Annotated in this window: 10 protein-coding genes and 1 pseudogene; all 11 read right to left on the bottom strand. The window is 57.2% G+C overall.

What is annotated here, in order from left to right; genetic code table 11:
- Window positions 1–352: 352 nt before the first annotated feature.
- Window positions 353–592: pseudogene (locus tag ACEN9A_RS14040) on the bottom strand (fumarylacetoacetate hydrolase family protein); the annotation flags it as partial.
- A gap of 36 nt (window positions 593–628) precedes the next feature.
- On the bottom strand, window positions 629–1,372 hold the full coding sequence (locus ACEN9A_RS14035; RefSeq protein WP_258674077.1) for a proteasome-type protease: 744 nt from the start codon (window positions 1,370–1,372) through the stop codon (window positions 629–631).
- An 80-nt stretch (window positions 1,373–1,452) separates the two neighbouring features.
- Window positions 1,453–2,250 carry a transglutaminase family protein gene (locus ACEN9A_RS14030; protein WP_258674075.1) on the bottom strand — a complete coding sequence of 266 codons (798 nt, stop codon included), beginning with the start codon at window positions 2,248–2,250 and terminating at the stop codon, window positions 1,453–1,455.
- Window positions 2,247–3,197 (bottom strand): alpha-E domain-containing protein, encoded by a 951-nt coding sequence (locus tag ACEN9A_RS14025; RefSeq protein WP_258674074.1) that lies wholly within the window; start codon window positions 3,195–3,197, stop codon window positions 2,247–2,249. Before ACEN9A_RS14025 ends, ACEN9A_RS14030 begins: the two co-directional genes overlap by 4 nt.
- A 3-nt stretch (window positions 3,198–3,200) precedes the next feature.
- Window positions 3,201–4,610 (bottom strand): circularly permuted type 2 ATP-grasp protein, encoded by a 1,410-nt coding sequence (locus tag ACEN9A_RS14020; protein WP_007938225.1) that lies wholly within the window; start codon window positions 4,608–4,610, stop codon window positions 3,201–3,203.
- A 937-nt stretch (window positions 4,611–5,547) separates the two neighbouring features.
- The gene (gene aepX / locus ACEN9A_RS14015; protein ID WP_258674071.1) at window positions 5,548–6,438 is read right to left on the bottom strand and encodes a phosphoenolpyruvate mutase; all 891 of its coding nucleotides are present in this window, start codon (window positions 6,436–6,438) and stop codon (window positions 5,548–5,550) included.
- Window positions 6,439–6,526: 88 nt separating this feature from the next.
- Entirely contained in the window at window positions 6,527–7,372 is an 846-nt protein-coding gene (locus tag ACEN9A_RS14010) for a hypothetical protein (RefSeq protein ID WP_230173707.1), read from the bottom strand.
- 87 nt (window positions 7,373–7,459) lie between these two features.
- On the bottom strand, window positions 7,460–8,689 hold the full coding sequence (locus tag ACEN9A_RS14005; RefSeq protein ID WP_258674068.1) for a pyridoxal phosphate-dependent aminotransferase: 1,230 nt from the start codon (window positions 8,687–8,689) through the stop codon (window positions 7,460–7,462).
- Between the two features lie 69 nt (window positions 8,690–8,758).
- Window positions 8,759–9,982, bottom strand: a complete 1,224-nt coding sequence (locus ACEN9A_RS14000) for an MFS transporter (protein ID WP_258674067.1) — start codon at window positions 9,980–9,982, stop codon at window positions 8,759–8,761.
- Between the two features lie 10 nt (window positions 9,983–9,992).
- On the bottom strand, window positions 9,993–10,817 hold the full coding sequence (locus ACEN9A_RS13995; RefSeq protein ID WP_230173694.1) for a hypothetical protein: 825 nt from the start codon (window positions 10,815–10,817) through the stop codon (window positions 9,993–9,995).
- Window positions 10,818–10,851: 34 nt separating this feature from the next.
- A complete protein-coding gene (locus ACEN9A_RS13990) occupies window positions 10,852–12,063 on the bottom strand; it encodes an MFS transporter (protein WP_258674066.1) in 1,212 nt (403 codons plus the stop codon).
- Between the last annotated feature and the right edge of the window lie 36 nt (window positions 12,064–12,099).

Here is a 12,099-nt window from a genome sequence, read left to right as displayed (position 1 = left end):
GTCGAAAGCGGCAGATCGGACGATAGGCTTCGGGAACAGCAACATTAGCCTCAATTACTTATCCAATTCTCGCGTCAGTTAGCCCAAAAGTGTTGCGTATGAACAAGTAATTTCATGCAACAAAACCGGATTTCGACTTATCGCAACATGGATATGTAATATTTTTCTAAAAAAACAATAAATTCAAAGAGTAATGAATCGCACAACCATCCGAACATTCCTACTATCGCCAACATTATGTTTCAGGATTGGCCCCGTTTCACACGGCTTTGCACACAGCGTTTTGAACGCTCGGAAGTAAATCATTGAAACGATGGCTCCGTCCCCGCTTCAATAAATTACTTCCGCCGGATCAGTCTGCTTGCACCGTGAACTGATGCTGTTCACCCAGCCCCTCGATACCCAGACGCATGGTCTGACCCGGACGCAGAAAGATCAGAGTCCGTGTATTACCTTTCTGATAGCGGTGTCCGTCGACTTCCAGCCACAGGTCCAGCGTGTGCGGATCACCGAATTCATCTTGAGTGACCAACCATGGGCCGATAGGACCGAACGTATCGAAGCCTTTGCCTTTGTCCCAAACGCTGGCCCGGCCGCTTTACTTCAGCGCTGACGCAGAGTCAGCGCTTTATTGGCAGCCCCCCGACATGTAAGCGTCCGGCGGCTCCGGCAGTGCGGCAAGCATGTCCTGCAGTCCGGCCGCCCACTGCATTCGGATACGCATGAAATACGGGTCGTCGGCCGTGATGCGATAACTTTTTGCACCGCCAAAACTGTCTTTTCTGAACACCAGCAGGTCCAGCGGCATACCCACCGACAGGTTGCTGCGCATGGTCGAGTCGAACGAGATCAGCCCGCAGCGCAGGCCCTCTTCGAGTGATGTGCGGTACGTGAGGTTGCGATCGAGTATCGGTCGGCCGTACTTGCTTTCACCCAATTGCAGGAATGGCGTGTCCTCCGTCGCCTGAATGAAGTTGCCTTGCGGGTAAATGCTGTACACATCCATCGGCCCCTCCGCGATCTGCCCGCCCACCAGAAAAGAGCAACTCAAGTCGGTCTTGCCTGCCAACTTGGTACGGTCCCGGGCGACGACTTCGCGAACGGTTTCGGCCACCAGCACGGTGGCGTCATAGAGTGTGCGGACATTCAACAGATGCGGGCCAGGTCCACTGCAACGCTGCTTGAGCAAGTTCACCACCGATTGCGAGGTGGCCAGATTGCCCGCCGTTTGCAACACAATGAGGCGCTCGCCCGGCGTGCTGAAAATAAACAACTTACGAAACGTTGAAATCTGGTCGATACCGGCATTGGTCCGTGAATCGGAGATGAACACCATCCCGTCGGCCAGGTGCATAGCGACGCAATAAGTCATTTGCGCTTACTCGTGAATTCTGGATGAAAGGCCATACCGTCTCCCCGACGGCATGGCCAATTACGGTGAACGTTTCAGGCTTATTGGTGCTGAACCTGAAACAGCGACGTTACTTGTACCCGCGCCAGCATCGACTCGGCCCCGCCACCACGACGCATGCCACGTACCGGGCAGGCGTCGAGGTAGTCCAGGCCTACCGCCAGTTTCAGATGGCGTTCGGGCCGGGTCAGTCGGTTGGTGACATCGAAGCTGTACCAACCACCGTCGAGCCAGGCTTCGGCCCAGGCATGACTGGCCAAGTGGTTTTCATCTTCAGTGCACAGATAACCGGAGACATAACGCGCAGGAATCCCCAGGCTACGGGCGCAGGCCAGGAAGGCGTGAGTATGGTCCTGACAGACCCCGCCTCCGACCGCAAACGCCTCGGCGGCCGTGGTGTCCACGGTGGTTGCGCCCGGGTTGTAGACCATATGGTCGGCCAGGCCGTGCATCAGGTCGGTCAACGCCGTTCGATCACGCCGTATGCCGCAGTGCTGCATGGCGAAGGCATTCAGGGCATCGTCCGCTATCGTCAGCTTACTGGTGCGCAAAAACGGCAAAGGCGATTGGCTGTCGCGCTCCAGTTCACGGTCCGAGTCGATATCCACCTGACCATAAGCTGTCAGTACCAAGGCCCCATGGGGTTCGTCCATCGTCAACACATGCAGGATGTTGCCGTACGGATCAAACTGGCTGCGCACCAGGCGCGGCAGTTCCAGGTGCCATTCCAGGATGCGCTGGCGTTCACTGTTCTGCGGCGTCAGACGCAGGAACTGAATGCTGGTGCAGACTTCATCGGCGTAGCTGTAGGTGGTGTCGTGACGTATGGACAGTTTCATACGGCCTCCAGATAGGACTCGTGAACGGTCTGGCCGAGATGGCGAACCTGGGAGATGAAGTCAGTCAGCCAAAGGTGCAGACCGAAGCCGAGAATCTCGTCGATACCGGTGTAGCGCAGCCGAGCATTCAACTCGGCGGCCAACCGCTGGGCTGCCCGCCCGTTACTGCCCGGCAGGCTGGCGAGGATATGGTCCAGTTCCTCGATGCAGGCGTGCAGCGAACGCGGGACGTCGCCGCGCAACAACAGCATCTCGGAGACCTGCTCGGCGCCCGGTGCATTGCGGTAGATCTCGTTGAACGCCTCGAAGGACGACAAGGCCCGCAGCAAGGCACTCCACTGGTAGTAGCCGCGCGCAGAGTTGTCACTCACCTCCTCCGACTCCTCGCCAAACATTTCGTAGCGTGCATCCAGCAGGCGCAGCGTGTTGTCCGCCCGCTCAAGGAAAGTCCCCAGACGAATGAAGCAATAGGCATCGTTGCGCATGATGGTGCCCGAGGTCGCACCGCGGAACAGGTGCGAGCGCTCCTTGACCCACTCGCAGAAATGGCTGATGCCATAACGCGCCAGACCATTGCTGGCGATGTTGCGCATCTCCAGCCAGGTGGCGTTGATGTTCTCCCACATGTCGGCGGTGATGCGTCCGCGCACGGCATGAGCATTGGCCCGCGCGGCTTGCAAACAGCAATAGATACTCCCGGGGTTGGTTTCATCCAGCGCGAAGAAGTGCAACATGCGCTCAGTGTTGAGTTCGCCATAACGCTCGTTGTAATCGTCCAGCGTGCCGGCGGCCAGCAGCGACATCGCCAGCTCGGCGCGACCATCGGTGCGCCCCGCCTGAGGCATCAACGACAACGAGTAACTGACTTCGAGCATGCGCGCCAGGTTTTCGGCGCGCTCCAGGTAACGGGACATCCAGTAGAGGTCCGAAGCGGTTCTTGAAAGCATGTCTTAGTCCTCCACTACCCAAGTGTCTTTGGTGCCGCCGCCCTGAGACGAGTTCACCACCAGCGAGCCTTCGCGCAATGCCACGCGGGTCAGGCCACCGGGCACCAGACGGGTTTCTCTGCCCGACAGCACAAACGGGCGCAGGTCAATGTGGCGTGGGGCGATGCCGTTTTCGACAAAGGTCGGGCACGTTGACAGGCACAGGGTTGGTTGGGCGATATAAGCTTCGGGGCGTGCCTTGAGGCGCGCGCGGAAGTCTTCGATTTCCGCCGCCGTGGCCGCCGGGCCGACCAGCATGCCGTAGCCACCGGAGCCCTGGGTTTCCTTGACCACCAGCTCAGGCAGATTCGCCAACACATGGGACAGTTCTTCCGGTTTGCGGCATTGCCAGGTAGGCACGTTCTTGAGGATCGGTTCCTCGGCGAGGTAGAAGCGGATCATGTCGCCGACGTAGGGATAGATCGACTTGTCGTCCGCCACACCGGTGCCGACGGCGTTCGCCAGCACCACGTTGCCTGAGCGGTAAGCGGCGATAAGGCCGGGCACGCCAAGCATGGAGTCCGGGTTGAACGACAGTGGATCGAGATACGCATCGTCGAGACGGCGGTAAATGACGTCCACCTGTCTGGGGCCAGCGGTGGTGCGCATATAAACGTGATCGTCGCGGACAAACAGATCTGCGCCTTCAACCAGTTCCACGCCCATTTCACGGGCCAGGAACGCATGCTCGAAGTAAGCGCTGTTGAAGCGGCCCGGGGTCAGCACCACGGTCGTGGGATTGTCCAGCGGACTGGAGCTCCTCAAGGTGTCCAGCAGCAGGTTCGGGTAGTGATCGATGGGCGCCACACGCTGGGCGGCGAAGAGCTCGGGGAACAAACGCATCATCATCTTGCGGTCTTCAAGCATGTAGCTGACGCCGCTGGGAGTGCGCAGATTGTCTTCCAGTACGTAGTAGCTGCCATCGCCGTCGCGGACCAGATCGACCCCGGCGATGTGGGCATAGATGCCCCGGTGCAGATTCAGGCCCTGCATGGCGACCTGATAACCCTCGTTGGCCAACACCTGTTCGGCCGGGATGATGCCCTCCTTGAGAATACGTTGCCCGTGGTAGATGTCGTCCAGGAACATGTTCAATGCCTGGACCCGCTGAATGCAGCCCCGCTCGACCATTTGCCATTCGCTGGCCTTGATGCTGCGCGGAATGATGTCGAACGGAATCAACCGCTCGGTGCCCTGCTCGTCCCCGTATAAGGTGAAGGTGATGCCGGCTCGGTGGAACAACAGGTCGGCTTCGCGACGACGTTGATCCAGCAACTCCAGAGGTGTGTCCGCCAACCAACGCGCGAACTCCTGGTAATGTGGGCGGCAGCCACCACTCGCATCATACATTTCGTTAAAAAAAGCTCGGGACATACCCTACTCCTTGCCGCGATACAGACGGCATTTTCTTATAACTTCGCTATTTCAATAAAATCAGGCCTTACGTTGTTTTAGTGAGTACTGTTTCTGTAGAGCACCTCAGTGTGCGTCGTTAACTTCCTGTCTCATTTGGAAACAAATTCCTCGTGAATTCGGCAATCTCTTGACGCGTCCCGACGCCAGAGACTTGGCCTTTGCGGTTTGATTTCTGGCGCCCCATTTATAACGTTCCCCCATTATTTTTTTCGATGAAAAACCACACTAGCGGTGGTTTGAAAGTACTTTTGCAAGGGCTGTGCCCAAGTATTGTTACGATCGATAAAAACCGGAAAAACCCTTAGACAAGCCGGAATTGCGACACATCGTTTCATTTTTGAGACGAAAATCGATAAGACTACTGAAACGGTTTTTCCACTTGTAACTTGCACAACTCTGGATCGGACGAAAATGGTGCATTTGGCAACTGATTTGAGTTTTATGCCCTACAAGCGGGAAATTCCTACTCACTGTTTTTATTCTCCGTGTAATACAAGGCGTCCAGCGCGGCGCGTCGATTAATGCCGATGCACTATTAATTCTCATGAAAATGCACCAAGCGGTGACACCGGCAGCGAAAGTGCCAAGTAGTGATGCAAAAATTTAATGCTGGAGAGGACGGCCTGACCCCGAGCCACGAGTCCACAATCAGGTGGGCATATCGGCAGAACAAAGCCAAGGATGCTGCGGTGGCAGGAGCGGTCGTCGGCGGATCACGGCAACGTCAGGAACGCCGCGAGGACCGCCGAAGTGCGGAGTAGAATACGGCCGCCGCTTCTTCCGCCTACAGCCGTTGCATGCAGCAGCGTGGTTTCAGAGCGTCCGATAATATCGAGTGTCCTGGAGAGACCGGTAATCAACCGAAGCGAGCCGTTGCCTCGGTGAAGCCCCTGAACTATCGGGTGCCAGGCACCAGATCGAGTATTTCATTGATCCCGAGACAACGAGGCTCCATCTCCAGCGTTCGACCATTGGCCAGTATTCCATTGGCAACCTCTCTCATCGCCAGGTACGCACTGCGCAACATGTGATTGGCATAAATCACCGCGTTGAATCCCGCTTTCTCCAGCTCGTCAAATCGCAGGTGAGCGTAACTGGTCGGCACGCAAATCAGCGGCACCTTTGCGCAGTACAAGCGAAACAGCCGGGCAAACTCGAGGATTTCCAGACCGTCCTTTTTCCGGCTGTGAATCATGATTCCATCAGCGCCCGCCTCCACATACGCCAAACAACGCTCGATGGCGTCCTCCATGCCCCGATCCAGAATCAGGCTTTCACATCGCGCAATGATCATCAGGTCCCGATGGCTTCGACTGGCGCAACCCACGCGGATCTTCTCGCAGAACTCTTCGATAGAGTCTTGCTCCTGGCTGACGGCATTACCAAACAACGAGTTCTTCTTCAGTCCGCATTTGTCTTCGATGACCACCGCCGAGACGCCGGCACGCTCGAGCATTTTGATGTGAATCGCAAAGTGCTCCGGTTTGCCGCCGGTATCACCGTCGAATATCAACGGCAACGAGCAGACATCAAAAATCTCGCGAATACCGTGTAGACGGTTACTGGGAGAGAGAATTTCGATGTCAGGTAAACCTCGCTGTGTCGAGTCCGTCAACGAACTCGACCAAATGGCGTCGTATGAAACATGTTGCCCGGACGCCAGTTCGAGTCTGGCTCGTTGTGCCAGCAAGGCTGAAATCGGACTATGAGCTTCAAGTACGCGAAGGCAACGCTTACTCTCGAGCAGAGTTGCCAGGCTGGTTGGGCGGATGTCAGTGTCGATCATGCGAATTTACGCTCCATTTTTATAATTGAATGAGCGGCTCCCGGACGGTAACTGTCACTACAAATCACTGATAAGCGGTCAAATCACATTAATCCCAGGCAGGCACTTCGCTTTTCAACACAGACGCCATCTTTCCAAGGTGTTCGCAGGCCTTGGCCACATACTCCCGGGACAGACTTTCGATACGCCGATAGTTGATCTCTTGATGGGTAGCGCTGGCATAGAGTCTCAAAGCCTCTGCCGCATGCCTGAAATGCCGGGCTTCTACACTTCCGCAATGAACGCTGAGAAAGGCAGCGACCCGATTGGCTTCACCCGATGGATAGCCGCGAACCTCCCGAAGCCACTGCTTCCACATCGGAGTCATCAAGTTGTATTCGCCGGTGTTGAACAATTCGGTCATGGCCATCATTTCCAGCGCTTCGGTGAGGTCCGGCGCCAGCGGTCTTTTTTGCCCGACCCAGGTGGAAAACTCTTTGGTGACAGGATCCAGAAACTTGTCCTGCAGGCGCCAGTCGTCAGAGCCACAAATGGCGGATGCCATGCGGTAATACAACTTCGAATGGTGTGGGTGCCCATGCATTTCGCCAAGCCCTACATCTTCGATGATGATCTCCCCGCAATGCCGCGCCGCCTCCAGCATCTTCAACCTGGCGTCGTCGTTCAACGATTCGGATTCCTGAAGTATCCGCACGATAATGCTCGATACCGCATGGGCTGCCCCGTCCGGGCTCCTCCAGCCACAAAAGAACGTACACAGTGAAGACACTGTCCAGTTGCTGGATGTCATGTCCTCATAGGTCTCGCAATAGGCATTCAACTTGTCAGGGTTGTTGTGAAAACCACTCAGCAGCGCCTCAACAAGATTTCCGTCCTCGACATCGACCAGTGCCTGATTGACGTAGTCGATAAACTTCTGGCTCGACTTCTCCATGGTGTTGCTCTCCTTGTTATTGATGGGGCTTCTCTACGACAAGATGAATAACGATGACCATTAACACGCTTGATCGGTACGTCAGGGTCAATCCGTGACGACTTGCGACATGAATTGCCCAAAGCGCGTCAAACCTTCGATCAACTCTTCACGCTCAACGGCGTACGAAATTCGAATGCTATAGGGATCGCCGCAGCCAGAGCCGGGAACCACCGCGATGTGTGCCTCGGTCAATAGCAAATCGGCGAGATGATCGACGTCGCGAATTGTCGTTCCGAGGTAACGGCAACCCAACTTTCGGGAGACATCGATAAACAGATAAAACGCCCCTTCCGGTGGCGCGCACCGGATGCCGTCCACATGACCGAGGCAGGTACATGCCACCAGCAGTTGTTCGTCGAGAAACCTGTTCACCTCGTCACCAAAGTGCGCAGAATCGGCGATCAATGTGTTCAGCGCCGCATACTGGGCGAGACTGCTGGGGTTTGAAGTCGTGTGCCCCTGCAGGTTATGCATGGCGCCGATCACCTCTGTCGGTGCGCAGGCATAACCTACTCTCCAGCCTGTTACGGCCTGGCTCTTGGAGAACGAATCAACCAGAATCGTCTGTCTTTTCAGCAATGGAAATAGCGACAGAATGTTGTGATGCACATGGGGATGACGTACCAGCTTGCGATAGCACTCGTCGAAAACCACCCAAAGCTGATGATCAAACGCGAGTTGGGCGATCCCCAATAACTGCTCTCTTTGATAGACCGTTCCGGTCGGATTGTTTGGCGTGTTGATCACGATCATTTTTGTGCGGCTGGTGAGCGCTCTTTCGACCGCCTTGCAGGTCAATCGGTAGTCATCGGGCTGGGTATCGACAAACACGGGAATGGCGCCGGCAAGAAGAACTTGCGTCGGAAAAGTTTCCCAGTAAGGCACAGGAATAATCACCTCATCACCAGGATTGAGCAGCACCATTGAAGCGTTGAAGAGCGCTTGCTTGGCCCCGGCTGTCACCGCCACTTCATTGGCGGCAAACTCAACCCCGCAACGTTGACTGACATGTTCTGCGAGCTTTTCACGCAGCCGAGGCAGCCCTATGGGCGGCGTATAACGATTTCGCGCCCCTTCTATTGCTGCGATGGCACCCGCCTTCATCTCCTGGCAGGCGTCGAGCGATAACTCGCCGGCTGCAAAGTTAATCACTTTGATACCACTTTCTTTCAGGGCATTCGCTTTACTGCGCATGCTCGATGTTCCTGGCGCGCTGAGATCAAGAGCGCGATGGGATAACGAAAACCGGATTGCAGAGGTCTCGCTGTTATTCATTTTTTTACCTGCGAAAACGATTAAAGAACGGCAACTCAGGTCTTCTTGATCGAACCTGCAAACGGTCGATCAACTCGCGTTCTGATAAAGGTGGGCATCAGCGTCCAGGCCTCGTTGCACATACCAGGACAAGGGCAGTGTCAACAACAGAGTGGCGGCCAACATGATCACAGCAGCAGGAATACCTGTGATGTCGCCCAGGCTGCCAAACAATACCGGTGCCAGCGCCCCGCCACCGATGGTGCCGGTGTAGAACACGGCGAAGGCGTGCTCTCGTTTGCCTGGGCCAGCCAGGTCCGGCACGGCGCCATACAGCACCGACGATGTTCCGTTCAACGCCAGCCCCAGCAGCGGCAACACCGCCATCAGGCCGAACAGCGGCAGGTACACCGACATGATGATCAACACCGCGGTGGTGAACTCGGTCAGCCATACGGTTTTCATCATGCCGATGCGCGCGCCCAGATAGCCGCACAGCAACTTGCCGAATGCACCGCCCACAAACAACATTGTCAACGCCAGACCTATGCCTGCCGTCCCGGCCCCCTTCTCTTTCAGCAGGAACGGCAAGAAGGTGAGAAACCCCATCCGTACTGCACTGTCCAGTGTGCCGGTCACGATGAGCGCCCGCAGCCCGCTGGCGGAGCCATTTCCCATGATTGCCCTGGAGGCCTTGCCCTGACCGGATGAAGTTACCGCGCGCGCCGGAATCAGCCACCACAGCAGACAGGCGGCGGCCAGACCGAGCAGGCCTATCAGCGTGACGCTCGCGCGCCAGCTGATGACCGTCAGTAACAGGCCGACCAACCCTGGTATCAACGTTTTGCCGATGTCTCCGGAGAAGTTGTACTGCGACAATGCTTGTTTGACGCCCGCGCCCTCCTCGTGCGTATCGGTGATCAACGAAGACGCCAGTGGGTGTTGGGTGCTAGCGCCCAATCCGCCCAACACCAGCGCCAACAACAACACCGTCAAGCCGCCAGCCTGCCCTGCCAGCAAGTAAGCCAACCCCGCGAGCGCGGTCCCGCCCACCAGCAAGCGCTCTCGCCCCCATCGCCTGGCGGCCCGGCTTGCCAACAGCTGGAAACCGGCCATCATCCCGGAGTAAGCGCCACGCATCAGGCCAATTTGGGCGTAGCTCAAGGCAAACTGCGCCTGCCATATCGGCAACAGCACATAGATGACGTCGGTCAGGCCGTCATGCACGGCGTGTGCGCCGCAGCCAGCCAACAGAGAGCGGCGCCGCACGCAAGCATCAGCCGAGGAAGAGACTCCGTCTTTCATATCGTTCATCGTTCCACCATTACTGCAACAGTTGCGCGCAATCCTTCATCACGCTGGATTTGCGGTGCAGGTATTCGGCGAAAATTTCCCGGGTAGTTTCCTGATCGACCGCGATCTGCATCGCATCGACAAATTGGTCGACAGCCGCCACGGCATGGGCGAAATGATTGCTCTCGGTGCCACCGGTATGCACGGTGACCCAGGCGACTGTCGCACGAGCCTTTTCCGCGGGTACGCCCATGTCGCGGACAAACCACTGTTTGTACAGCGGATGGATGAACTCCACCTCGCCATGGGTGTACACCTCATGGATCAACGTGGTCAGCAGTCCCTGCAGCAAATCGCGATCGCGCAGACGGCGAGCGTCAGTCCAGTCTTTGAAGGCCTGGGCCGAAGGTAGGCAGTTTTCCTTCAGCAGCCACTGATCATCACCGCACAAAGGCGTGGCCATGTTGTAGAACAGGTCCGAGTGCAAGGTATTGCCCAGTGCGCCCAGATCCTCGTCGGTAATCCGTTGCAGACTGCCGCAGGCCCGATAGAGCTTCTCGGCAGCCTCGGAACCCTGCTCGGAACGGGCCAGCAAGGTGATGCGGTTGGCCAGGCCAGAGACACTGGCGGCCGAGTTGTTGGTCTTGGACCAACTGGCGAAAAACTTACGCAAGGCTGCTGGCGGATGGCGGCGCGAAGTCAGTGTCTCAAAGGCATTTTCGATGTCCACAAGCGCACCCTCTTCATTCCAGAACGCTTCGAACAGCGCATGCTTCAAGACACTGGCAGGCATGTCGTTCAACACCGGTTCGACGATCTTCAACAACTGGCTCTGGCGGGTCAGTACGTTACTCATGGTCACCTCTTATATTCCTTTATTGGATGATGATTCAGGCAGGTTCACCGGTTCGTTCGGAACCGTTACGGTCGTGCGCGACCGGCGTATCGGGTTCAAGGGGTTTCCAGCCGGTCAAGGCGATCAGCAGCGACAACAACTGGACGCCGATGATCAGCGCCACACACCCCTGCCAACCCCAGCGATTCCAGATCATCGCGGGGCCGACGGCGCCGAAACTGCCTCCCAGGTAATAACCCGTCAGGTACAGCCCCACCGCCCCGGCTTTGTTATGTCGGGCCGTGGCTGTAATAAAGGCGTTGGCGCAGGCCTGGGCCAGAAACACGCCGGTTGAACTCAGGGCCAGGCCCAGCACGATCAGCCACAGCGAGGGCAGCAGCGTCAGGAGCGAGCCACAGACGCCCAGTAACACCGCGGCCACCAGCAACTCGGATTGCGGTCGCGATTTGCTCAAGCGTCCGACGATGGGGATCACCACCAGTGCCAGCAGGAACACCGCATAGATCGTCCCGAGGGCCGCAGCGCCGAGATTGAAAGGCGTCTGGCTGAGGTACAGTCCGGCGTAAGTGAAGGTCGCGACTTGCGAAAACAACACACAAAAGCCCACGCCATACGCCGCCAGCAAGGGTTTGCGGCACAGATCGCGAAGGGCTTGCAGACGCAGTGGCGAATTTTTGGTAGCCAACACCGGATTGGCCGGCAGCAGAAAGTGGATGGCCACGCCGACGAACACGCTCATTGCTGCCAGCAGTTCAAAGGCCTCACGCCAGCCCACATATTCGGTCATGAGCCCGGTCACGAAGCGCCCGGCAAACCCACCCAGTACGGTACCGGCCACGTAGAGGCTGGTGACCACCGTGACAGTGCCACCGCTCCAGCGGTCGCCGATGTAGGCTACGCTGGTGGCGAACACCACCGGAATCAACATGCCTTCGACAAAGCGCCAGACCAACAGCTCGCTAAAGCTGTCGGCATGGGCTGTCAGCAGTGCCGGCACCGCCAATAGCAATGCCGCGCCGACAATCACCGAGCGTTGTTCAAAGCGACGGGTAAGACGGCTGACAAAGGGCGCGGTGATGGCGACCGCCAGGGTGGTCACCGTGATGCTCCATCCCGCCTGCCGGGCGCTCACCTGAAAACTCAGGGCAAATTCCTGAAGGATACTCTGGGTTGAATACAGGTTGAGGAAGGCCGCGCAACCACACAGAAACAAGGCGATGCGAGCACTCTGCAGACGCGAATTCATGAGGCCTCTCGTTTTATGACAGGAGGCCTTTATAGA

Source organism: Pseudomonas sp. Pseusp18, assembly GCF_059506005.1.
Note: the sequence above shows the minus strand (reverse complement) of the source record. Positions and strands in the feature narration are given on the sequence as shown.

Bases quoted from the DNA above. Each gene is read 5' to 3' on its own strand.
- aepX (WP_258674071.1), bottom strand. From the start codon at position 6,438: ATGATCGACACTGACATCCGCCCAACCAGCCTGGCAACTCTGCTCGAG.
- ACEN9A_RS14000 (WP_258674067.1), bottom strand. From the start codon at position 9,982: ATGAACGATATGAAAGACGGAGTCTCTTCCTCGGCTGATGCTTGCGTG.
- ACEN9A_RS14005 (WP_258674068.1), bottom strand. From the start codon at position 8,689: ATGAATAACAGCGAGACCTCTGCAATCCGGTTTTCGTTATCCCATCGC.
- ACEN9A_RS14030 (WP_258674075.1), bottom strand. From the start codon at position 2,250: ATGAAACTGTCCATACGTCACGACACCACCTACAGCTACGCCGATGAA.
- ACEN9A_RS14035 (WP_258674077.1), bottom strand. From the start codon at position 1,372: ATGACTTATTGCGTCGCTATGCACCTGGCCGACGGGATGGTGTTCATC.
- ACEN9A_RS14025 (WP_258674074.1), bottom strand. From the start codon at position 3,197: ATGCTTTCAAGAACCGCTTCGGACCTCTACTGGATGTCCCGTTACCTG.
- ACEN9A_RS14020 (WP_007938225.1), bottom strand. From the start codon at position 4,610: ATGTCCCGAGCTTTTTTTAACGAAATGTATGATGCGAGTGGTGGCTGC.
- ACEN9A_RS13990 (WP_258674066.1), bottom strand. From the start codon at position 12,063: ATGAATTCGCGTCTGCAGAGTGCTCGCATCGCCTTGTTTCTGTGTGGT.
- ACEN9A_RS13995 (WP_230173694.1), bottom strand. From the start codon at position 10,817: ATGAGTAACGTACTGACCCGCCAGAGCCAGTTGTTGAAGATCGTCGAA.
- ACEN9A_RS14010 (WP_230173707.1), bottom strand. From the start codon at position 7,372: ATGGAGAAGTCGAGCCAGAAGTTTATCGACTACGTCAATCAGGCACTG.